At 54.9% G+C, this 22,241-nt stretch carries 23 protein-coding genes; 20 read left to right on the top strand and 3 right to left on the bottom strand.

All coding sequences use genetic code 11. The features are described from left to right. The first annotated feature begins 34 nt into the window (after positions 1–34). The 4 genes from ada to mgtE all read left to right on the top strand — a co-directional run bounded on the left by ada (position 35) and on the right by mgtE (position 5,010). Positions 35–1,099, top strand: coding sequence for a bifunctional DNA-binding transcriptional regulator/O6-methylguanine-DNA methyltransferase Ada (ada, locus tag FOB24_RS17240; RefSeq protein WP_150345222.1), 1,065 nt, complete (start codon positions 35–37; stop codon positions 1,097–1,099). Continuing rightward, positions 1,099–1,749, top strand: a complete 651-nt coding sequence (gene alkB, locus FOB24_RS17235; protein WP_137347674.1) for a DNA oxidative demethylase AlkB — start codon at positions 1,099–1,101, stop codon at positions 1,747–1,749. Before ada ends, alkB begins: the two co-directional genes overlap by 1 nt. Before the next feature lie 75 nt (positions 1,750–1,824). Then, a complete protein-coding gene (locus FOB24_RS17230) occupies positions 1,825–3,468 on the top strand; it encodes a multidrug ABC transporter permease/ATP-binding protein (RefSeq protein ID WP_150345221.1) in 1,644 nt (547 codons plus the stop codon). Between the two features lie 105 nt (positions 3,469–3,573). Next, positions 3,574–5,010: a magnesium transporter gene (mgtE, locus tag FOB24_RS17225; protein WP_069323415.1), complete on the top strand. Its 1,437-nt coding sequence runs from the start codon at positions 3,574–3,576 to the stop codon at positions 5,008–5,010. On the opposite strand, the gene FOB24_RS17220 is transcribed toward mgtE, so the two are convergent. Then, the gene (locus tag FOB24_RS17220) at positions 4,973–6,217 is read right to left on the bottom strand and encodes a SulP family inorganic anion transporter (RefSeq protein WP_150345220.1); all 1,245 of its coding nucleotides are present in this window, start codon (positions 6,215–6,217) and stop codon (positions 4,973–4,975) included. The two genes, mgtE and FOB24_RS17220, sit on opposite strands and share 38 nt — an antisense overlap. 277 nt (positions 6,218–6,494) lie before the next feature. Between FOB24_RS17220 and mqo the strand changes: the two genes are divergently transcribed. Beyond that, complete coding sequence (gene mqo / locus FOB24_RS17215; RefSeq protein ID WP_085047851.1) at positions 6,495–8,156, top strand: malate dehydrogenase (quinone); 1,662 nt, start codon at positions 6,495–6,497, stop codon at positions 8,154–8,156. 93 nt (positions 8,157–8,249) lie between these two features. On the opposite strand, the gene eco is transcribed toward mqo, so the two are convergent. After that, a complete protein-coding gene (gene eco / locus FOB24_RS17210; RefSeq protein WP_038643271.1) occupies positions 8,250–8,747 on the bottom strand; it encodes a serine protease inhibitor ecotin in 498 nt (165 codons plus the stop codon). Between the two features lie 413 nt (positions 8,748–9,160). Here eco and napF point away from each other — a divergent pair, with 413 nt between their 5' ends. From napF to FOB24_RS17135, 15 genes are all read left to right on the top strand, one after another. After that, on the top strand, positions 9,161–9,652 hold the full coding sequence (napF, locus tag FOB24_RS17205; RefSeq protein ID WP_038642195.1) for a ferredoxin-type protein NapF: 492 nt from the start codon (positions 9,161–9,163) through the stop codon (positions 9,650–9,652). Continuing rightward, positions 9,642–9,905 (top strand): chaperone NapD, encoded by a 264-nt coding sequence (napD, locus tag FOB24_RS17200; protein WP_038642193.1) that lies wholly within the window; start codon positions 9,642–9,644, stop codon positions 9,903–9,905. The genes napF and napD overlap by 11 nt, the downstream gene beginning before the upstream one ends. Then, positions 9,902–12,388 (top strand): nitrate reductase catalytic subunit NapA, encoded by a 2,487-nt coding sequence (napA, locus tag FOB24_RS17195; RefSeq protein ID WP_038642191.1) that lies wholly within the window; start codon positions 9,902–9,904, stop codon positions 12,386–12,388. Before napD ends, napA begins: the two co-directional genes overlap by 4 nt. Positions 12,389–12,394: 6 nt before the next feature. After that, positions 12,395–13,090 carry a ferredoxin-type protein NapG gene (gene napG / locus FOB24_RS17190; RefSeq protein ID WP_038642189.1) on the top strand — a complete coding sequence of 232 codons (696 nt, stop codon included), beginning with the start codon at positions 12,395–12,397 and terminating at the stop codon, positions 13,088–13,090. Further along, a complete protein-coding gene (gene napH / locus FOB24_RS17185; RefSeq protein ID WP_085047852.1) occupies positions 13,077–13,940 on the top strand; it encodes a quinol dehydrogenase ferredoxin subunit NapH in 864 nt (287 codons plus the stop codon). The genes napG and napH overlap by 14 nt, the downstream gene beginning before the upstream one ends. Beyond that, complete coding sequence (napB, locus tag FOB24_RS17180) at positions 13,937–14,386, top strand: nitrate reductase cytochrome c-type subunit (protein WP_038642185.1); 450 nt, start codon at positions 13,937–13,939, stop codon at positions 14,384–14,386. Before napH ends, napB begins: the two co-directional genes overlap by 4 nt. A 9-nt stretch (positions 14,387–14,395) precedes the next feature. Continuing rightward, the gene (gene napC, locus FOB24_RS17175; RefSeq protein ID WP_003027548.1) at positions 14,396–14,998 is read left to right on the top strand and encodes a cytochrome c-type protein NapC; all 603 of its coding nucleotides are present in this window, start codon (positions 14,396–14,398) and stop codon (positions 14,996–14,998) included. Between the two features lie 20 nt (positions 14,999–15,018). Further along, on the top strand, positions 15,019–15,639 hold the full coding sequence (gene ccmA / locus FOB24_RS17170; RefSeq protein ID WP_038642182.1) for a cytochrome c biogenesis heme-transporting ATPase CcmA: 621 nt from the start codon (positions 15,019–15,021) through the stop codon (positions 15,637–15,639). Next, positions 15,636–16,295 carry a heme exporter protein CcmB gene (gene ccmB / locus FOB24_RS17165; RefSeq protein ID WP_038642180.1) on the top strand — a complete coding sequence of 220 codons (660 nt, stop codon included), beginning with the start codon at positions 15,636–15,638 and terminating at the stop codon, positions 16,293–16,295. Before ccmA ends, ccmB begins: the two co-directional genes overlap by 4 nt. 75 nt (positions 16,296–16,370) lie before the next feature. Then, on the top strand, positions 16,371–17,108 hold the full coding sequence (locus FOB24_RS17160) for a heme ABC transporter permease (RefSeq protein WP_006683732.1): 738 nt from the start codon (positions 16,371–16,373) through the stop codon (positions 17,106–17,108). Next, on the top strand, positions 17,105–17,317 hold the full coding sequence (gene ccmD, locus FOB24_RS17155; protein WP_085047853.1) for a heme exporter protein CcmD: 213 nt from the start codon (positions 17,105–17,107) through the stop codon (positions 17,315–17,317). The genes FOB24_RS17160 and ccmD overlap by 4 nt, the downstream gene beginning before the upstream one ends. Beyond that, positions 17,314–17,793 carry a cytochrome c maturation protein CcmE gene (ccmE, locus tag FOB24_RS17150; protein ID WP_038642175.1) on the top strand — a complete coding sequence of 160 codons (480 nt, stop codon included), beginning with the start codon at positions 17,314–17,316 and terminating at the stop codon, positions 17,791–17,793. Before ccmD ends, ccmE begins: the two co-directional genes overlap by 4 nt. Next, entirely contained in the window at positions 17,790–19,745 is a 1,956-nt protein-coding gene (locus FOB24_RS17145; RefSeq protein ID WP_150345219.1) for a heme lyase CcmF/NrfE family subunit, read from the top strand. The genes ccmE and FOB24_RS17145 overlap by 4 nt, the downstream gene beginning before the upstream one ends. After that, complete coding sequence (gene dsbE / locus FOB24_RS17140) at positions 19,742–20,299, top strand: thiol:disulfide interchange protein DsbE (RefSeq protein WP_003834613.1); 558 nt, start codon at positions 19,742–19,744, stop codon at positions 20,297–20,299. Before FOB24_RS17145 ends, dsbE begins: the two co-directional genes overlap by 4 nt. Then, on the top strand, positions 20,296–21,345 hold the full coding sequence (locus tag FOB24_RS17135) for a cytochrome c-type biogenesis protein CcmH (protein WP_150345218.1): 1,050 nt from the start codon (positions 20,296–20,298) through the stop codon (positions 21,343–21,345). Before dsbE ends, FOB24_RS17135 begins: the two co-directional genes overlap by 4 nt. Positions 21,346–21,446: 101 nt before the next feature. On the opposite strand, the gene narP is transcribed toward FOB24_RS17135, so the two are convergent. Next, a complete protein-coding gene (gene narP / locus FOB24_RS17130; protein WP_016153764.1) occupies positions 21,447–22,094 on the bottom strand; it encodes a nitrate/nitrite response regulator protein NarP in 648 nt (215 codons plus the stop codon). Positions 22,095–22,241: the final 147 nt, after the last annotated feature.

Below are 22,241 nucleotides of genomic sequence, written 5' to 3'. Positions count from 1 at the left end.
AGGCTAAGCGCTATGCTTAACAAAGGAGTCCATAATGAAAAGTCGTTTACGCATAACTGATGATGACCGCTGGCAGTCTGTTGTGGATCGTGATGCTGACGCCGACGGTCAGTTTGTTTTCGCCGTCCACACCACCGGTATTTTCTGCCGTCCGTCCTGTCGGGCGAAACATGCGCTGCGCAAAAATGTCAGTTTCTTTGCTGATGCCCAGCAGGCGCAGGCCGCCGGGTTTCGGCCCTGTAAACGCTGCCAGCCGGATAAAGACAGCGCGCAGCAGCATCGGCTGGACAAAATAGCCCACGCCTGTCAGTTGCTGGAGCAGGAGTCGCCCCTCACGCTGGATGAGCTGGCGCAGCAGGTGGCGATGAGCCCGTATCACTTGCACCGTCTGTTTAAAGCCACGACGGGCATGACCCCGAAAGCGTGGCAGCAGTCCTGGCGCGCTCGTCGTCTGCGCGATGCCCTGGCAAAAGGGGCACCAGTAACCGAGGCGATTCTGAACGCCGGATTCCCCGACAGCAGCAGCTATTACCGGCAAGCGGATCAGGCACTAGGGATGACCGCCAGGCAATTTCGCAAAGGCGGCGACAACGTTTCTGTGCGCTATACCTTGGCAGATTGCGCCCTGGGGCGTTGCCTGGTGGCGGAAAGCGAACGCGGTATCTGCGCGATCTTGCTGGGTGATGATGATGCTACATTGGTCGCGGAACTGCATGAGCTGTTTCCCGCCGCTCAGGATGAAGCAGCCGATGCCGATTTCCAGCAGCATGTGCGTGAGGTTATCGCCGTGATTAATACGCGCAATACGCCACTGTCGCTGCCGCTGGATATCCGCGGGACCGCATTCCAGCTGCAGGTGTGGCAGGCGCTGCGCGCAATCCCATGTGGTAAGACGGTTAGTTACCAGCAGTTAGCCAGCGCCATCGGTAAACCGCAAGCGGTGCGCGCGGTGGCCAGCGCCTGCGGAGCCAACAAACTGGCGATTGTCATCCCGTGTCACCGGGTGATCCGTAATGATGGCGCGCTTTCGGGCTACCGCTGGGGTATTGCGCGCAAAGCGCAGTTACTGCAACGAGAAACTACTGGGGAGGAAACGTAATGCTTGATCTCTTTGCGGATGAGAAACCTTGGCAGGAACCGCTGGCATCCGGCGCGGTAATTTTGCGGCGTTTTGCCTTTGAGTCCGCGCCGTCTTTGCTGCAGGCGATCGCGGCTGTCGCCCGACAGTCGCCGTTTCGCCAGATGGTGACGCCCGGCGGTTACACGATGTCGGTGGCGATGACCAACTGCGGTCATTTGGGCTGGACGACGGATCAACATGGCTACCTTTATTCTCCGTTTGACCCGCTTTCCGGTGCGCCATGGCCGCCGATGCCGGATGCTTTCGCTGCGCTGTGCCAGCAGGCGGCAACGGCGGCGGGCTATGCCGATTTTCAACCCGATGCCTGCCTTATTAACCGCTACACGCCAGGGGCGAAACTGTCATTACATCAGGATAAAGACGAACCTGACCTGCGGGCGCCTATCGTTTCTGTTTCGCTGGGGTTACCGGCCATCTTTCAGTTTGGCGGTTTGCGCCGTAATGACCCTTTAAAACGTTTACTGCTGGAGCATGGCGATGTCGTGGTATGGGGTGGGAACTCACGGTTGTTTTATCATGGGATCCAGCCGCTTAAGACAGGGTATCATCCGTTAACCGGTGACTGTCGTTACAATCTGACGTTTCGCCAGGCTGGTAAAAAAGAATAAAAATAAGAATTATTATTGCTGTCGGCAAAGAGATGTTTAAACTGCGGGCTGTTATTACTTGTCCGGGTTGTTTGCATGGAACTTTTATTTCTTGTCTGGCGGCAGTATCGCTGGCCATTTATCAGCGTCATGGCGCTCAGCCTCGCCAGCGCTGCATTGGGAATTGGGCTGATTGCGTTTATTAACCAGCGCCTGATTGAAACGGTCGACACCACATTGATGGTGCTGCCGGAGTTTCTTGGCCTGCTGCTATTGTTGATGATTGTTACCCTTGGCTCACAGCTGGCGTTAACCACGCTGGGACACCACTTTGTTTACCGCCTGCGTAGTGAATTTATCAAGCGTATTCTGGACACCCACGTCGAGCGTATCGAACAGCTTGGCAGCGCCTCGTTGCTGGCCGGTTTAACCAGCGATATCCGCAACATCACCATTGCTTTTGTTCGTCTGCCTGAGCTGGTGCAGGGGATTATCCTGACTATTGGGTCGGCGGCGTATCTGGCGATGCTATCAACCAAAATGCTGCTGGTGACGGCAATCTGGATGGCAATCACCATCTGGGGCGGGTTTGTGCTGGTCGCGCGGGTATATAAACATATGGCCACCCTGCGCGAAACAGAAGACAAATTGTACAACGATTACCAGACGGTGCTGGAAGGGCGCAAAGAGTTGACGCTCAACCGCGAGCGCGCCGAGCATATCTTTAATCAATTATACGTCCCGGACGCTAAAGAATATCGTCACCATATTATCCGTGCCGATACCTTCCACCTCAGCGCGGTGAACTGGTCGAACATTATGATGCTGGGCGCCATTGGCCTGGTGTTCTGGATGGCTAACAGTCTGGGCTGGGCGGATACCGCCGTGGCGGCGACCTATTCGCTGACGCTGTTATTCCTGCGTACGCCGCTGCTTTCTGCCGTTGGCGCATTGCCGACGCTGCTCACCGCACAGGTCGCTTTTAACAAGCTGAATAAATTCTCACTGGTGCCCTTTAAGGCCGAATTCCCGCGACCAACCGCGTTTCCGGACTGGCAAACGCTGGAGCTGCGTAACGTGGTATTCCACTATCAGGATAATGCGTTCTCTGTCGGACCGGTAAATCTGACTATTCGTCGCGGGGAACTGATCTTCCTGATTGGCGGCAATGGTAGCGGGAAATCCACACTGGCTATGTTACTCACCGGGTTGTATCAACCGCAGTCAGGCGAGATCCTGCTCGACGGCAAAGCGGTTGCTGTCGAAAAACCAGAGGACTATCGCCAGCTGTTCTCCGCTGTGTTTACCGACGTCTGGTTGTTCGACAAACTGCTCGGTCCGGAAGGTAAAGAGGCCGATCCGGCGCTGGTGGCGAAGTGGCTGGAACATCTGAAGATGGGTCACAAGCTTGAGCTGAACGATGGGCGTATTCTCAATCTCAAGCTGTCGAAAGGGCAGAAAAAACGCGTGGCGCTGCTGCTGGCGCTGGCGGAGGAGCGTGACATTATTCTGCTGGATGAATGGGCTGCCGATCAGGACCCGCACTTCCGCCGTGAGTTCTATCAGGTGTTATTGCCGCTGATGCAGGAAATGGGTAAAACCATCTTCGCTATTAGCCATGACGATCACTATTTTGTTCACGCCGATCGTCTGTTGGAGATGCGTAACGGACAGTTAAGTGAATTAGTGGGTAATGAGCGTGACGCCGCCTCGCGAGATGCCGTCGCTCGTACTGCGTAATCCCTGCAACCGCCGGTTTTTTAGCCGCCCGGCGGTTGCGTTTATTGTTATTTACATAAATCGGCATCATGATTAATGATATTTCATATCATGGATTTATGATTAATGTCCGCATTCAACAAAAACAGCGCCAGACTGCGTGATGAAGAGCGTGCGCGCCTCATCTGGCTGCTGACCACTGATAAAGCCATTATTTCCACGCTGTTGGGCAAGCTTACCCTGGCTGAGCAATATGACGTCGGTACCTTAGCCGACGATATTGCTGAGGTAGGGGCGCTGGTGGCGCACCTGCCGCCGCCCGATCTGGCCGATACCCTCGAAGCATTACCTTCTGAAGAGCGCCACGCCCTGTGGCGGCTGGTCCAAAATGAAAAACGTGGTAACGTCCTGCTTGAGGCGTCAGAAAACGTCTGGGACGATCTGATTGATGAGATGAGCGACCGCGAGCTGCTGGATGCCCTGCAATATCTCGACATCGATGAACAGATTTACCTGGTCCAGCATCTGCCGCGTAATCTTACAGGTCGTCTGCTGGCAACGTTACCCGCAGAGGAGCGGGCGCGCGTGCGCCAGGTATTGCACTACGAGAAGAATCGCGTCGGTGCGATTATGGAGTTCGAAGTCATCACCGTGCGCCCGGACGTGACGCTGGAAGTGGTGCAGCGCTATTTACGGCGGCTGGGCAGGATGCCGGAGAACACCGATAAACTTTTCGTAACCGATCGCAATAAGGTGCTGGTCGGCGAACTGACGCTAACCTGTATCCTGCTCAATGATGTGCAGCGTAAAGTCAGCGAGGTGATGGAAGATGACCCACTCACCTTTTCCCCGGAAGACATTGCCGAAAACGCCGCGCGTACATTCGAACGTGACAACCTGGTCAGTGCCGCGGTGGTTGATCCTGCCGGTAAGTTGATGGGCCGTTTGACCATTGATGAGATCGTTGATGTGGTATACGAAGAGACCGATACCGATCTGCGTCGAATGGGGGGCTTGAGCGCCGAAGAGGATGTGTTTGCTCCTGTTACCAAAGCGGTAAAAACCCGCTGGGCATGGTTGGCCATTAATCTCTGTACCGCCTTTATCGCCTCGCGGGTCATTGATGGCTTTGAACATACGATCTCGCAACTGGTGGCGCTGGCCTCGCTGATGCCGATTGTGGCAGGGATCGGCGGCAATACCGGAAATCAAACTATTACCATGATTGTTCGCGCGTTGGCGCTACAAAATATTCAGCCGGGAAACCTGACATTTTTGATCCTGCGCGAGATGGGCGTGGCGCTGGTAAATGGCCTCGTCTGGGGTGGGATTATGGGCGGCATTACCTGGTGGCTGTACGATGATATGGCGCTCGGCGGCGTGATGACCCTGGCGATGATGCTTAATCTGCTGATGGCGGCGTTGATGGGGGTGATTATTCCCATGACGATGGTGAAGCTCGGGCGCGACCCAGCGGTCGGCTCAAGCGTCATGATCACGGCAATCACCGATACCGGCGGTTTCTTTATTTTTCTCGGTCTGGCAACGCTATTTCTGATGTAGCCGCGCGTTTACGTCTGACGATGCGCGGCAGGATGAACATCGTCATCACCCCGGCAACCACGCCAATCGCCAGGTTGCCGGTAGCGACCGTTGCGCCGACGGTTATCAGCATGACCAGCGTTTCAGTAACGGGGATTTTCGTCAGTGTCGCGGGCTGGATACTCTGCCAACTGAAGGTTTTCACCGCCACAATCACCATAATTCCCGCCAGCACCGACATGGGTATTTTCGCCATGACTTCGCTCAACGCGGTGACTAGCAGCAGCAACACCAGCCCGGCGGCAATCGTCGAAACGCGGCTGCGTCCTTTGCCCATCTCGACGTTAACGATGGTTTGACCAATCATCGCGCATCCGGCAATGCCACCATAAAATCCGGCCAGAATATTGGCTATCCCCAGTCCCGTGCTCTCTCGATTCTTATTCGACGGTGTCACCGTCAGATCATCCACCAGACGGGCGGTTAACAGTGACTCCATCAAACCGACAAAAGCGATGCTCAGCGCACAGGGCCAGATAATGGCCAATGTTTGCAGGTTGAGCGGCACTAACAACTGCGTTAACCCCGGAAGGCTACCGCTCATTGAACCTTCATCACCGACGGTTGGTAACAGTTGCCCACTGCTTACAGTAAATATCGTCAGCAGCACGATGGCGATAAGCGGCGCGGGGATTGTTTTAATCAATCGCGGAACCCACAGCACAATCAGCAGCGTCAGGATAAACAGTCCCCAGATTAGCGGACTTTTCCTCCAGAAATGCGGGACCTGGGCAAAGAAAATCAAAATGCCCAGGGCGTTGACAAAGCCGGTCATGACGGCTGTAGGAATGAATCGCATCAGACGCGCCATCCCTGATACGCCAAACAGGATCTGAATCATCCCAGCCAGCACCACCGCAGGCAGAATGTACTGCACGCCATGTTGATGCACCATCGGACCAATCACCAGCGCAACCGATCCTGCCGCGGCGGTAACCATTGCCGGACGGCCGCCTAAAAAAGACATTGCCAGGCACAACACGACGGAAGCTATCAGGCTGACTTTAGGATCGACGCCAGCAATAACGGAAAAAGAGATCACTTCCGGGATCAGCGCCAGGGCGGTTACCACCCCCGCCAGCGTTTCTCGTACCAACAGGCGGGGTTGTCGCAGTGCGGCGCGGGTGCTCTGTTCTGTCACCGCAGGGGAGGAGTGTGTTGCAGACATAGTAACTCTCAGGTCAGAAAGGGCCTGATAACAGCAGACCGACAGGCATCCGTGCGTGAATAGCAAAGCGCAGCATAGTACGCGTCTGGCGGGCAGGTTTCCAGAAGTGATTGTCAATAACCGTATAAATTATCAACGTATTAATAACATTTTTAAAATTAAAATATAATTTATAAACAATATTTAATTATTTTTACTTAAGTGTTACCGTTGGTGCCGCTCGATTTTCACCTGCATTAAAAGCAAAAAGCGATACTAAAAGTAAGGCATTAACATTATGAAAAAAGTGACTGCCATGCTCTTCACCATGGCTGTAGGGCTGAACGTTGTCTCAATGGCAGCAAAAGCGAAAGCGGCGGAAGAGCAGGAAACGGATGTACTGTTGATTGGCGGCGGTATCATGAGCGCCACGCTGGGAACCTATTTACAAGAGCTGGAGCCACAATGGTCAATGACCATGGTCGAGCGACTGGATGGCGTCGCTCAGGAAAGTTCGAACGGCTGGAACAACGCCGGAACCGGCCACTCCGCACTGATGGAGCTGAACTACACGCCTAAAAAGGCCGACGGTAGCATCAGCATTGAAAAGGCAGTCGAAATCAACGAAGCCTTCCAGATTTCCCGTCAGTTTTGGGCTTATCAGGTCAATAATGGCGTGATGCATGAACCGCGCTCATTTATCACTACCGTCCCGCATATGAGTTTTGTCTGGGGCGACGAGAACGTGAATTTCCTGCGCGCCCGTTACACCGCCCTGCAGCAGAGCACCTTATTCCGTGGTATGCGTTATTCCGAAGATCACGCGCAGATTAAAGAGTGGGCGCCGCTGGTCATGGAAGGTCGCGATCCGAAACAGAAAGTCGCGGCAACGCGCACCGAGATTGGTACTGACGTTAACTATGGTGAAATCACGCGCCAACTGATTGCCTCGTTGCAGAAGAAGCCCAACTTTGCGCTACAACTGAGCACCGAAGTACGAGGCTTTAAGCGTAATGCAGACAATAGCTGGACCGTTACGGTCGCCGATCTGAAAAACAACGAAGCGGAACATGATATCAAGGCGAAGTTTGTCTTTATTGGTGCCGGTGGCGCGGCGCTGAAGCTGTTGCAGGAAACCGACATTCCGGAAGCGAAAGGCTATGCCGGATTCCCGGTTGGCGGCCAGTTCCTGGTGGCGGAAAACCCGGACGTAGTGAATCGCCACCTGGCGAAAGTGTATGGTCAGGCCTCTGTGGGTGCGCCGCCGATGTCGGTACCGCACATCGATACCCGTATCCTGGATGGCAAGCGTGTCGTGCTGTTTGGGCCATTCGCGACATTCTCCACCAAGTTCCTGAAAAACGGTTCATTGTGGGATCTGCTCAGCTCGACCACGACGTCGAACTTTATGCCGATGGTCAACGTAGGTCTGGATAACTTCGATCTGGTGAAATATCTGGTAAGTCAGGTGATGCTGAGCGATGACGACCGTTTTGCCGCACTGCAAGAATACTATCCGCAGGCGAAAAAAGAGGACTGGCGTCTATGGCAGGCGGGGCAGCGTGTGCAGATCATTAAAAGTGATGCAGAAAAGGGCGGCGTGCTACGTCTGGGAACTGAAGTGGTCAGCGATAAAGAAGGTACGATTGCTGCACTGCTGGGCGCTTCGCCTGGTGCATCAACCGCGGCGCCGATCATGCTGCATCTGATGGAAAAAGTGTTTAAAGATAAAGTCGCCAGCCCCGAGTGGCAGGCGAAGCTGAAAACGATTATTCCGTCTTATGGTACTAAGCTGAACGGAAACGTTGAGGCAACTGAACAAGAGCTGCAATACACCAGCGAAGTTCTGGGTCTGAAATACGACAAGCCGCAGGTTGCCGATGAAGCGCCAAAACCGCAGTTGAAACCTCAGGCTCAACCGCAGCCTGAGCAGAAAGCTGTGGCGGATATCGCGCTGTAAATAAAATGCCGGATAAGCGCAGTGCTTATCCGGCCTGGTTCACGCGTCTGTAGGCCGGATAAGGCGGAACGCCGCCATCCGGCACATTCTCACTTAGCGCGCGACTGCGTCCTGAATCTTCTCTTCCGCTTTCCAGATACGGTATTTCACTTCCACGTTTTCCGGGGTGTAGACCACAATCGGCAACTTGCTGTTGTAGCGCAGCATACCGTCATCACCCAGATACGCGGTAATAAATTTCTTCTCTTTTTTACCGTCCGGGCAGGCCATCATGGTTGAAACCGGAGAGGTGACTTTGTCGAAAACATAGTAGTCGTATCCCCAACCTTCCAGCGTTTTGCTATCCAGTTCTCCGCCCAGGCGATGTTGGTTGCAGTCGACCTCCAGCGTCTGGCCGATTAATAGTTCTACTTTCAGGGTAGATTCATCTTTCTCAGGGGGAAGCTGGATTACCTGGCGCTTCATACCCTTTTCCGCTTTAGGATAAGGGGCGACCTTTTCCAGCGGCTGAGCACCGGTATCGTTACTGCCAGCCCAGGCAGAGGTGCTGGCAAAGGCGGCGAAAAGCACGGCAGGGACAATTGTCTTCATCTTATTGTTCACAGTGTTTCCTTTCTTCTGTCTTATGAACGAGTCTGGGGCAGGTTAACATATTTGCATTATCTATTAATCTGGATTTACTTATATTTTCAGTGAGTATTTGAGCGTTGTCGGTTGTGTGTAGCGATATATTCTAAGATTTATCTTGATTTTAAGATTATTCTCTTTGTGATGTATTCGTTGTGTAATTTATTATATAACCCATTGAAATGTGAGCAAAAGCGCATTTTTTCCCGTCAACTCAACACTCTTTTGATCCGGCAACAGCATTTACCCCGATCGGGGTATGCTCCTCTTACACATCCTGAAATATCTTACGACTAAAAATAACTACTCATAAATAGTGCAGTTTTTTATGTCGTTCAACCCGCCGGGGGAGAGCGTCATTATGGAAGGACAATGTCATGGTTGATTTATCCCGTCGAGGCATGTTGACAGGCAGTTGGCGTAACGCCAACGCAGGGATCCGTCCGCCGTGGAGCAAGGAAGACTCTCACTTTCTGGCCCATTGCCTTCGTTGTGACGCCTGCATCCAGGCGTGTGAAACCGACATCCTGCAGCGAGGCCAGGGTGGTTATCCGAGCGTAAATTTCAAACACGGCGAGTGCAGCTTTTGTTATGCCTGCGCAGAGGCCTGTCCCGAATCACTTTTTCTTCCGCGCCACACCAGGGCATGGGATCTGAATTTTACGATCGGGGAAAACTGTCTCGCACACCAGTCAGTTGAGTGTCATCGCTGTCAGGATAGCTGTGAACCCATGGCCATAACCTTTCGCCCCACGCTGTCCGGTATTTATCAGCCACAGCTCGACAATCAGGCCTGTAACGGATGCGGCGCGTGTGTCGCGATTTGCCCGGTATCAGCCATTAATGCGGAGTACAACCATGGACAGTAACTGGCAGGTCTGCAGCCTGGTCGTTCAGGCCAAAAGTCAGCATATCAATGATATCGCCACGCAGTTGCGTTCGTTTCCAGGTTGCGAAGTTGCACTTAGCGATGTGGAAAGCGGCCAGCTCATTGTGGTGGTGGAAGCAGAGCAAAGTGAAACGCTAATGAAAACTATTGAGTCAGTGCGCAACGTTGCGGGCGTGCTGGCGGTGTCGCTGGTTTATCACCAGCAGGATGAGCAAGGTGAGGAAACACCATGAAACTCAGTCGTCGTAGCTTTATGAAAGCTAACGCCGTTGCGGCCGCTGCGGCGGCTGCCGGGTTAAGCGTGCCGGGCGTAGCCCGCGCGGTAGTCGGTCAGCAAGAAGCCATCAAATGGGACAAAGCCCCGTGCCGTTTCTGCGGGACAGGCTGTGGCGTATTGGTCGGGACGCAGCAAGGGCGTGTAGTGGCATGCCAGGGCGATCCGGATGCGCCGGTTAACCGTGGGCTTAACTGCATCAAAGGTTACTTCCTGCCGAAAATCATGTACGGAAAAGACCGTTTAACACAGCCGATGCTGCGCATGAAGGACGGGAAGTATCACAAAGAGGGTGAATTTACTCCGATTAGCTGGGAGCAGGCCTTTGACGTGATGGAAGAGAAATTCAAAACGTCCATGAAAGAAAAAGGCCCAGAGTCTATCGGCATGTTCGGCTCGGGTCAGTGGACGATTTGGGAAGGTTACGCCGCCGCCAAATTGTTTAAAGCCGGCTTCCGTTCTAATAACATCGACCCGAACGCGCGTCACTGCATGGCGTCAGCGGTGGTTGGTTTTATGCGTACCTTTGGTATGGATGAGCCGATGGGCTGTTATGACGATATTGAGCATGCCGATGCTTTCGTCTTGTGGGGCGCGAATATGGCGGAGATGCACCCGATTCTGTGGTCGCGCATCACCAACCGTCGTCTGTCCGATCCGAATGTTACCGTCGCGGTGCTCTCCACCTTCCAGCATCGTAGTTTTGAGCTGGCGGATAACGGTATGGTCTTCACGCCGCAAACCGATCTGGTGATCCTCAACTACATCGCTAACTACATCATTCAAAACAATGCGATCAACCAGGATTTCTTTAGCAAGCACGTTAACCTGCGTAAAGGGGTGACGGACATCGGCTACGGCCTGCGTCCAACTCATCCGCTGGAAAAAGCGGCGAAGAATCCAGGTTCCGATGCCTCTGAACCGATGAGCTTTGAGGATTACAAAGCCTTCGTAGCTGAGTACACGCTGGATAAAACCGCCGAAATGACCGGCGTACCGAAAGATCAACTGGAACAGTTGGCGCAGTTGTATGCCGATCCGAAGAAAAAAGTCATCTCCTACTGGACGATGGGCTTTAACCAGCATACCCGCGGCGTGTGGGCCAACAACCTGGTCTATAACCTGCACCTGCTGACCGGTAAAATTTCTCAGCCAGGCTGTGGTCCGTTCTCATTGACCGGTCAGCCTTCCGCCTGCGGTACCGCGCGTGAAGTTGGGACGTTCTCCCACCGTCTGCCTGCGGACATGGTGGTCACCAACGAAAAACACCGCGATATCTGTGAGAAGCACTGGAATATCCCATCAGGGACCATTCCGGCAAAAGTCGGGCTGCATGCCGTGGCGCAAGACCGTGCGCTGAAAGATGGCAAACTCAATGTCTACTGGACGATGTGCACCAACAACATGCAGGCCGGTCCGAACATCAACGAAGAACGTATGCCGGGCTGGCGCGATCCGCGCAACTTCATCATCGTCTCCGATCCGTACCCGACGGTCAGCGCCCTGTCAGCCGATCTGATCCTACCGACCGCAATGTGGGTAGAGAAAGAAGGGGCTTACGGTAACGCGGAACGACGCACTCAGTTCTGGCGTCAGCAGATTAAAGCGCCGGGTGAATCGAAATCGGATCTGTGGCAACTGGTGCAGTTTTCCCGTCGCTTCAAAACAGAAGAGGTATGGCCGGAAGAACTACTGGCGCAGAAACCGGAGCTGCGCGGCAAAACGCTGTATGACGTGCTGTTCGCCACGCCAGCCGTGACCAAATTCCCGGTAGCTGAACTGGCTGAAGATCAGCTCAACGATGAATCCCGCGAGCTGGGCTTCTATCTGCAAAAAGGGCTGTTCGAAGAGTACGCCTGGTTTGGCCGTGGCCACGGGCACGATCTCGCACCATTCGACGATTACCACAAAGCGCGCGGTTTACGCTGGCCGGTCGTTGAGGGCAAAGAGACCCAGTGGCGCTACAGCGAAGGCAACGACCCGTACGTGAAAGCGGGGGAAAGCTACAAGTTCTATGGTAAGCCGGACGGCAAAGCAGTCATCTTCGCGCTGCCATTTGAACCTGCCGCTGAAGCGCCGGATAAAGAGTATGACCTGTGGCTTTCCACTGGACGTGTGCTGGAGCACTGGCATACCGGCAGCATGACGCGTCGTGTGCCTGAACTGCACCGCGCCTTCCCGGAAGCGGTGCTGTTTATCCACCCGCTGGATGCAAAAGCGCGCGATCTGCGCCGTGGCGATAAAGTCAAAGTGGTTTCCCGCCGTGGCGAAGTTATCTCGATTGTTGAAACGCGCGGGCGTAACCGTCCGCCGCAGGGGCTGGTATACATGCCGTTCTTCGATGCCGCACAACTGGTGAACAATCTGACGCTGGATGCGACGGATCCGCTCTCCAAAGAGACGGATTTCAAGAAGTGCGCTGTGAAACTGGCGAAGGTGTAACGCGTTATGTCCCGGTCAGCAAAACCCCAAAATGGCCGCCGCCGCTTTCTGCGCGATATGGTTCGCGCGGCGGGCGGGCTGGCCGTCGTTGGCGTGGCGCTGGGGTTACAACAGCAAACCGCACGTGCAACCGGCGTGCGGTTACGCCCGCCTGGCGCACTGAGCGAGGAGGCATTCGCCAGCGCCTGTGTGCGCTGCGGTCAGTGCGTTCAGGCATGCCCGTATGACACGCTGAAGCTGGCGACGCTGGCCTCCGGGCTGGCAGCAGGTACGCCCTATTTTGTCGCCCGCGATATTCCTTGCGAAATGTGTGAGGACATTCCGTGCGCCAAAGTCTGCCCCAGCGGCGCGTTGGACAAGGAAATTGAATCCATTGACGATTCGCGTATGGGGCTGGCGGTACTGCTGGATCACGAAAACTGCCTCAATTATCAAGGGCTACGCTGCGATGTTTGCTATCGTGAGTGCCCGAAAATCGATGAGGCTATCACCCTTGAGCTGGACCGCAATATGCGTACCGGCAAGCATGCGCGGTTTATTCCAACCGTCCATAGCGATGCCTGTACCGGCTGCGGGAAATGCGAAAAAGTCTGCGTACTGGAGCAGCCAGCAATAAAAGTGCTGCCGCTGTCGCTGGCGAAAGGGGAGTTAGGACACCATTACCGCTTCGGCTGGCTGGAGGGGAACAATGGCAAATCGTAAACGTGACGCCGGGCGTGAAGCGCAGGCAAAAAAAGGGTGGTGGAAGAGTCATCGCTGGCTGCTGCTGCGTCGTCTGAGTCAGTTTCTGATACTGGCGATGTTCCTGAGCGGCCCGTGGTTTGGCGTATGGATCCTGCATGGCAATTACAGTGGCAGCCTGCTGTTGGATACTGTCCCATTCACCGATCCGCTAATTACGCTGCAAAGCCTGGCCAGCGGACACCTGCCGGCAACGGTTGCGTTAACGGGGGCGGTCGTCATCACGGTGCTGTATGCCCTTGCGGGTAAGCGTCTGTTTTGCAGCTGGGTTTGTCCGATGAACCCGGTCACCGATTTAGCCAGTTGGTTACGCAGAAGGTTTGACCTGAATCAGTCCGCTACCCTACCGCGCTATATACGGTATGTCCTGCTGGTGGTTATCCTGGTCGGTTCCGCCTTGACCGGTACGCTGCTGTGGGAATGGATAAATCCCGTCTCTCTGCTCGGACGGAGTCTGATAATGGGATTTGGCAGTGGAGCGCTGCTGATTCTGGCACTGTTTTTATTTGATCTACTGGTCGTTGAGCATGGCTGGTGCGGGCATCTCTGCCCACTGGGCGCACTGTATAGCGTAGTGGGAAGTAAAGGCGCATTAACCGTTTCGGCAAAAGAACGTAACAGATGTAACCGCTGTATGGATTGTTTTCATGTTTGCCCGGAACCGCATGTGCTACGTGCGCCGGTGCTGGATGAGCAAAGCCCGGTGCAGGTAACCAGTCGCGATTGCATGGCCTGCGGTCGCTGTGTGGATGTCTGTTCTGAGGATGTTTTTACAATAACAACACGATGGAGTTCGGGAGCGAAATCATGAAAAGCCATGACCTGATTAAAAAGCTGAGTCAATGGACGGCCCTGCTTGCCCTGGTCGTCAGTGGGGCCGTTTGGGCTGCAAACGGAGTGGACCTAAGCCAGTCACCGGAAGTCTCAGGGACGCAGGAAGGGGCGATTCGCATGCCGAAAGAGCAGGAGCGTATGCCGCTGAACTATGTGAATCAACCGCCAATGGTTCCGCACAGCGTTGAAGGGTATCAGGTGACGACCAATACTAACCGCTGCCTGCAGTGCCACGGTGTGGAAAGCTATCGCACCACCGGCGCGCCGCGCATCAGTCCGACGCACTTTATGGACAGCGACGGCAAGGTATTGGCTGAAGTCGCGCCGCGTCGTTATTTCTGTCTGCAATGTCACGTCCCGCAGGCTGACGCTGCGCCGATTGTTGAAAATACCTTCACCCCCTCGAAAGGTTACGGGAAATAAGAGGTCATTATGGAAAATTCTAACCGTAAACCAGGCTGGATTAAGCGCGTCTGGCAATGGTGGCGTCGCCCCAGCCGTCTGGCGCTCGGCACGCTGTTGTTAATCGGCTTTGTGGGCGGCATTATTTTCTGGGGCGGCTTTAATACCGGTATGGAAAAGGCCAATACGGAAGAGTTCTGCATTAGCTGTCACGAAATGCGCAATACGGTGTACCAGGAATATATGGAAACCGTACACTACAACAACCGCAGCGGTGTGCGTGCGACTTGTCCTGATTGCCACGTCCCACATGAGTGGGGCCCGAAAATGATCCGTAAGATCAAGGCCAGTAAAGAGCTGTACGCGAAGGCGCTGGGGTTAATAGATACACCGCAGAAATTTGAAGATCATCGTCTGACGATGGCGCAAAATGAGTGGCGGCGTATGAAAGATAATAATTCGCAAGAGTGTCGCAACTGTCACAACTTCGAGTTTATGGATTTAACCGCCCAGAAAGGCGTTGCGGCCAAAATGCATGACCAGGCCGTGAAAGACGGGCAAACCTGTATTGACTGTCATAAAGGGATAGCGCACAAACTGCCTGATATGCGCGAAGTCAAACCGGGCTTTTAACAGGATGTAGATAACCAGGTATGCTTGAAGCCAGAGAATTACTTTGCGAGCGGGATGACAGAATACTGTTCAGCGATCTGTCATTTCGCGTCAACGCAGGGGAATGGGTACAAATTACCGGCAGCAACGGCGCGGGGAAAACCACTTTACTGCGGTTGCTTACCGGGCTGGCGCGTCCCGACGCAGGGGAGGTTTGCTGGCAAGAGCAACCCCTGCATCACGTGCGGGACAGCTACCATCAGCAATTGCTGTGGATCGGACATCAGCCGGGGATAAAAACCCGGCTTTCGGCGTTGGAGAACCTGCGTTTTTTCCATCACGATGGCGACATCGCACAGTGTCTGGACGCGCTGGCGCAGGCGGGACTTGCCGGATACGAAGATATTCCGGTGAATCAACTTTCCGCCGGACAACAGCGGCGCGTGGCGCTGGCCCGTTTGTGGCTGACCCGCGCCCGGCTGTGGATCCTCGATGAACCCTTTACCGCCATTGATGTAAACGGCGTTGAGCGACTGACTCAGCGTATGGCACAGCATACGGAACAGGGCGGTATTGTCATTCTCACTACCCACCAGCCGCTTAATGTTGAGACCAATAAAGTGCGACGTATTGCGCTGACCAGCGAGAGGGCAACGCAATGATGTGGCGAATCTTCCGTTTAGAACTGCGAGTTGCGTTTCGTCATAGTGCGGAAATCGCCAATCCTTTATGGTTCTTTCTGATTGTTATCACGTTGTTTCCTCTGAGCATTGGGCCGGAGCCACAGCTGCTGGCGCGTATTGCGCCAGGCATTATCTGGGTTGCGGCGCTGCTGGCGTCATTGCTGGCGCTGGAGCGCTTGTTTCGTGATGATTTACAGGACGGCAGCCTTGAGCAGTTGATGCTGCTGTCGCTGCCGCTTCCGGCGGTCGTGCTGGCGAAAGTGATGGCGCACTGGGTCGTAACCGGTTTGCCGCTGTTAATCCTCTCTCCGCTGGTGGCATTACTGCTGGGCATGGATATGTACGGCTGGAAAATTATGGCGCTGACCTTGCTGCTCGGCACGCCGACGCTGGGTTTTCTCGGCGCGCCTGGCGTAGGTCTGACGGTGGGATTAAAGCGCGGCGGCGTACTGTTAAGCGTGCTGGTTCTCCCGCTTACTATTCCACTACTGATTTTTGCGACCGCGGCGATGGATGCGGCCTCCATGCACTTGCCTGTTGAAGGATACATGGCGATTCTGGGGGCTTTGTTGGTAGGCAGCGCCACGTTAAGCCCGTTTGCCACGGCTGCGGCGTTACGGATAAGCGTGCAGTAATGCGACAGGATTTGCAGGCCGGGCAAGGCGCTCCGGCAAAACGGATATTAATTAATGGAGTCTGGTGACTGAACTATGTGGAAAACACTTCATCAATTGGCGATGCCCCCTCGGCTCTATCAGATCTGCGGCTGGTTTATTCCGTGGCTGGCGATTGCCAGCGCGGTGGTACTGATAACCGGATGGGTGTGGGGCTTTGGCTTCGCGCCGGCTGATTATCAGCAGGGACAGAGCTATCGCATCATTTATCTGCACGTTCCGGCGGCAATCTGGTCGATGGGAATTTATGCCTCGATGGCTGTTGCGGCGTTTATCGGCCTGGTCTGGCAGATGAAAATGGCCAATCTGGCGCTGGCTGCGATGGCGCCCATTGGCGCTGTGTTTACCTTTATTGCGCTGGTGACGGGGTCCGCATGGGGCAAACCGATGTGGGGAACCTGGTGGGTCTGGGATGCCCGACTCACCTCTGAACTGGTGTTGCTGTTTCTCTACGTTGGCGCCATTGCATTGTGGCATGCGTTTGACGACCGCCGCCTGGCAGGGCGTGCCGCCGGTATTCTGGTGTTGATTGGTGTGGTCAACTTACCGATTATTCACTACTCGGTCGAGTGGTGGAACACGCTGCATCAGGGGTCAACCCGTATGCAGCAAAGCATCGATCCGGCAATGCGCGCACCGCTGCGTCTGGCGATTGTCGGTTACCTGTTGCTGTTTGTCACGCTGGCGCTAATGCGCATGCGTAACCTGATTTTGATGATGGAAAAACGCCGCCCGTGGGTGAGTGAACTGATCTTAAAAAGAGGCCGCCAATGACCCCTGCATTTGCATCATGGAGTGATTTTTTCGCGATGGGCGGTTACGCCTTGTATGTCTGGCTGGCTGTTGCCATGAGCGTTATTCCGCTGCTGGTGTTGGTGCTGCATTCAACATTACAGCATCGCGCAATCTTACGCGGCGTGGCCCAGCAGCGGGCGAGGGAAGCGCGCATGCGCGCAGCGCAAGTACAACGGGAGGCGGCGTGAATATTCGACGTAAAAATCGGCTATGGATAGCCTGCGCGGTACTGGCAGGTCTGGCGTTGACCATTTCGCTGGTGCTCTACGCGCTGCGTTCCAATATCGATCTGTTCTACACCCCGGGAGAGATACTCTACGGTAAGCGCGAGACACAGCAGATGCCTGAAGTCGGTCAGCGTCTGCGCGTGGGTGGGATGGTGATGCCGGGCAGCGTGAAGCGCGACCCGCAATCGCTTAAAGTAACTTTCAGCATCTATGACGCCGAAGGTGTGGTGGATGTGACCTATGAAGGCATTTTGCCGGACCTGTTCCGCGAAGGGCAGGGGGTTGTTGTTCAGGGCGAGCTGGACAAGGGAAATCATGTGCAGGCTAAAGAGGTTCTGGCCAAACATGATGAAAATTACACCCCGCCGGAAGTCGAAAAAGCGATGCAGGAAAACCACCGTCGCCCGGAAAGTGTTTATAAGGATAAAACGTCATGATGCCGGAAATTGGCAATGCGCTGTTGTGCCTTGCGCTTGGCGTTGCACTACTGCTGTCAGTCTATCCGTTGTGGGGCGTGGCGCGCGGCGACGTGCGGATGATGGCCTCCGCACGGCCCTTTGCCTGGGTCTTGTTTATCTGCGTGATGGGAGCGTTCCTGATTCTGGTTAATGCCTTCGTGGTTAATGACTTTACCGTGACCTACGTCGCCAGTAACTCCAATACCCAGCTTCCTGTCTGGTACCGGGTGGCAGCGACATGGGGCGCGCATGAAGGCTCGCTGCTGCTGTGGGTGCTGCTGATGAGCGGCTGGACGTTCGCCGTCGCGGCGTTCAGCCAGCGCATGCCGCTGGATATCGTCGCCCGCGTGTTGGCGGTGATGGGGATGGTCAGCGTCGGCTTCCTGCTGTTTATCCTGTTTACCTCTAATCCGTTTGCCCGCACGTTGCCCAATTTCCCTGTTGAAGGGCGAGATCTGAACCCGCTGTTGCAGGATCCGGGACTGATTTTCCATCCGCCGTTGCTGTACATGGGGTATGTCGGTTTCTCGGTAGCTTTCGCGTTTGCGATCGCCGCGTTGATGAGCGGGCGTCTGGACAGCACCTTCGCTCGCTTTTCGCGTCCATGGACGCTGGCGGCGTGGGTGTTTCTGACGCTGGGGATTGTACTCGGTTCGGCCTGGGCCTATTACGAGCTGGGCTGGGGCGGCTGGTGGTTCTGGGATCCGGTTGAGAACGCCTCCTTTATGCCATGGCTGGTGGGCACAGCCCTGATGCACTCGCTGTCGGTAACCGAACAGCGCGCCAGCTTCAAAGCCTGGACCTTGCTGCTGTCAATCAGCGCCTTCTCGCTGTGCCTGTTGGGGACTTTCCTGGTACGCTCCGGCGTACTGGTTTCGGTGCATGCTTTCGCCTCAGACCCGTCGCGAGGGATGTTTATACTGGCCTTCATGGTGCTGGTGATTGGCGGTTCCCTGCTGCTGTTTGCGGTGCGTGGGCATAAGGTCCGCTCGCGGGTAAACAACGCGCTGTGGTCGCGTGAATCACTGCTGTTGGGTAACAACGTCCTGCTGATCGCCGCTATGCTGGTGGTGTTATTGGGCACGCTACTGCCGCTGGTGCACAAACAGCTTGGGCTGGGCAGCATTTCGATTGGCGAGCCGTTCTTCAATACCATGTTTACCTGGCTGATGGCGCCGTTTGCGCTGCTGCTGGGCATTGGGCCATTAGTGCGCTGGGGCCGTGACCGACCGCGTAAACTGAAAACGTTACTGATCATCGCGTTTGTCACCACGCTTATTCTGTCGCTGCTGCTGCCGTGGCTGTTTGAGAATCGTATTGCCGCCATGACGGTGGTGGGGCTGGCGATGGCGTGCTGGATTTTTGTGCTGGCCATGTCCGAAGCGTACCTGCGCATTTCTCGTGGAACGAAGCTGACGCCCAGCTACTGGGGGATGGTATCGGCTCACGTTGGGCTGGCGATTACCATTGTTGGTATTGCCTTTAGCCAGAATTACAGCGTGGAACGCGATGTCCGTATGAAAGCGGGTGATAGCGTCAGCATCCATGACTATCAGTTTACTTTCCGTGAAGTGAAAGATATTACCGGACCAAACTACCGGGGCGGGGTCGCTATTATTGGCGTCACGCGTGATGGTAAACCGGCAGCCACGCTGCATGCGGAGAAACGCTTCTATAACAGCACCAGTTCGATGATGACCGAAGCGGCGATTGACGGCGGGTTCACGCGCGATCTGTATGCTGCGCTGGGTGAAGAGCTGGATAACGGCGCATGGGCTGTACGTTTGTATTACAAACCGTTTATTCGCTGGATTTGGGCCGGAGGATTGCTGATGGCGCTGGGCGGGGTGTTCTGCCTGTTTGATCCACGCTATCGCCAGCGCACGCGCCCTCGCACCGCGGTGCAAAAAAATGCGTCGGAGGCTGTATGAAGCGCAACGCACTGTTAATTCCGTTTATTATTTTTCTCATTATTGCGGCGGCGCTGCTGTGGCAGTTAGCGCGTAACGCGCAGGGAGACGACCCTACTAATCTGGAGTCGGCGTTGATCGGCAAACCTGTTCCGACGTTCCGCCTGGAATCGCTGGAAAACCCGGGTCAGCATTATCAGGCCGATGTGCTGACGCAGGGCAAGCCAGTGTTGCTGAACGTCTGGGCGACCTGGTGTCCGACCTGTCGCGCCGAGCATCAGTATCTGAATCAGCTGTCTGCGCAAGGCGTGCGGGTAGTGGGCCTGAACTATAAAGACGATCGTCAGAAAGCCATTGTCTGGCTGAAAGAGCTGGGCAATCCTTACTCATTAAGTCTGTTTGACGGCGACGGTATGCTAGGCCTCGATCTTGGCGTGTACGGCGCGCCGGAGACATTCCTGATCGACGGGAAAGGTATTATTCGCTATCGCCATGCCGGTGATCTTAACGCCCGTGTGTGGGAAAGCGAGATCAAACCGTTGTGGGACAAGTACAGTAAGGAGGCTGCGCAATGAGATTTTTATTGGGCCTGCTGATGCTGGTTATCTCGGGATCCGCGCTGGCGACTATCGACGTAATGCAGTTTAAGGATGAAGCGCAGGAGCAGCAGTTCCGCCAGCTTACCGAGCAACTGCGTTGTCCTAAGTGTCAGAACAACAGCATTGCCGACTCTAACTCAATGATTGCCACCGACCTGCGGCAGAAAGTGTACGAACTGATGCAGGAAGGCAAAAGTCAGAAAGAGATTGTTGACTACATGGTGGCGCGCTACGGCAACTTCGTCACTTACGATCCGCCGTTAACTCCGCTGACCGTGCTGCTGTGGGTGATGCCGGTGGTAGCGATTGGTCTCGGGGGCTGGATTATTTTCGCCCGTACTCGCCGACGCGTGCGGGTGAAACAAGAAGAGTTTCCTGACGACATCATCCCGGATGGCAAGCGCGGTGGATTCGGACTCTTTGTGCCCGGCATTGTGGTGGCGCTGGTGGTCGGCGCGGTGAGCTATTACCAAACCGGGAACTATAAACAGGTGCAGCTCTGGCAACAGGCCACCGCTCAGGCCCCAGCGCTGCTGGAGCGGGCATTGGATCCAAAAGCCGACCCGTTGAATGAAGAAGACATGACGCGTCTGGCGTTGGGGCTGCGCACTCGCTTACAGGCCGATCCCGCAAACGTTGAAGGCTGGATTATGCTTGGACGCATTGGCATGGTGCTCGGCAACGCCAGCACGGCTACTGAAGCCTATGCCAATGCTTATCGGCTGGATCCGAAAAACAGCGATGCGGCGCTGGGCTATGCGGAAGCGCTAACCCGTTCATCCGATCCTGATGATAACCGTCGGGGCGGGGAGCTGTTACGTCAACTAATACGCGGCGAACATGCCAACGTGCGCGTATTGAGCATGTACGCGTTTAACGCTTTCGAACAGCAGCGCTTCGGCGAAGCGGTTGCGGCGTGGGAGATGATGCTGAAATTATTACCCGCCAACGATACCCGTCGGGCGGTAATCGAGCGCAGTATTAAACAGGCGATGGAGCAGCTAACGCCGCAGGAGAAGTAAGAGTGGAAGATGCCGGATGGCGACGCAACGCGTCTTATCCGGCCTGGCGATGCACGTGACGTGTAGGCCCGATAAGCGTAGCGCTATCGGGCAATATCTGGTTATTGCATACCGCGCGTTTGCAAAAACAGAATAGTGGCAGCAACGCGAGAGCGCACGTTGAGTTTGCGCAGCAGGTTGCGAATATGCACCTTCACCGTCTGTTCGGAAATATTCAGCACTGAAGCAATCTGTTTATTCGACAGCCCCTGAGCCAGTTCATGCAAGACATCCAGCTCGCGTTCGGTGAGAATGCTGAACGGATCTTCTTGTGCCCCGAACAGGTCGCGTTCGCGCAGATATTCACTGACGCGTGTACTGAACGCTTTACCGCCTTTGGCGCCGCTGCGAATGGCTTCCAGCAGGACTTCAGGATCGCTGTCTTTGAGCAAATAACCATCCGCACCCGCGTCAATTAGGGCGTATACATCGCTGGCGGCATCCGAAACGGTCAGAATGATAATTTGTGCGGTCACACCGTCCCGACGCAGCGCATTCAGGGTATCCAGCCCACTCATACCTTTCATATTGAGATCCAACAGGATCACGTCAAGGTCCAGACGGTTTGCCAGATCGATCGCACTTGCGCCGTCACCTGCTTCAGCTACTACGTTAAATGCGGGATCCAGTTGCAATAATTGACTAATTCCCCGCCGCATCAGTGGGTGGTCATCGACAATCAGCACCCGAAAAGGCGTTGCTTCAGGCATACTATTCTCCTGAGTTTTATTAGTATCATTATTGTTTTCAGCGCATCAATCGTCCAGATTCATCGCGCTGATGAGAGGATAAATTTTACCCCAATTTGTGCATGGGTAAGTAGTAAAACCTGTGCTGAAGAGAGGGAGAATACCTGG

The sequence above is a fragment of the Citrobacter werkmanii genome (assembly GCF_008693645.1).
GTDB classification, from domain to species: domain Bacteria; phylum Pseudomonadota; class Gammaproteobacteria; order Enterobacterales; family Enterobacteriaceae; genus Citrobacter; species Citrobacter werkmanii.
The sequence above is the reverse complement of the archived record's forward strand: the minus strand, read 5'-3'. Positions and strand labels throughout refer to the sequence as shown.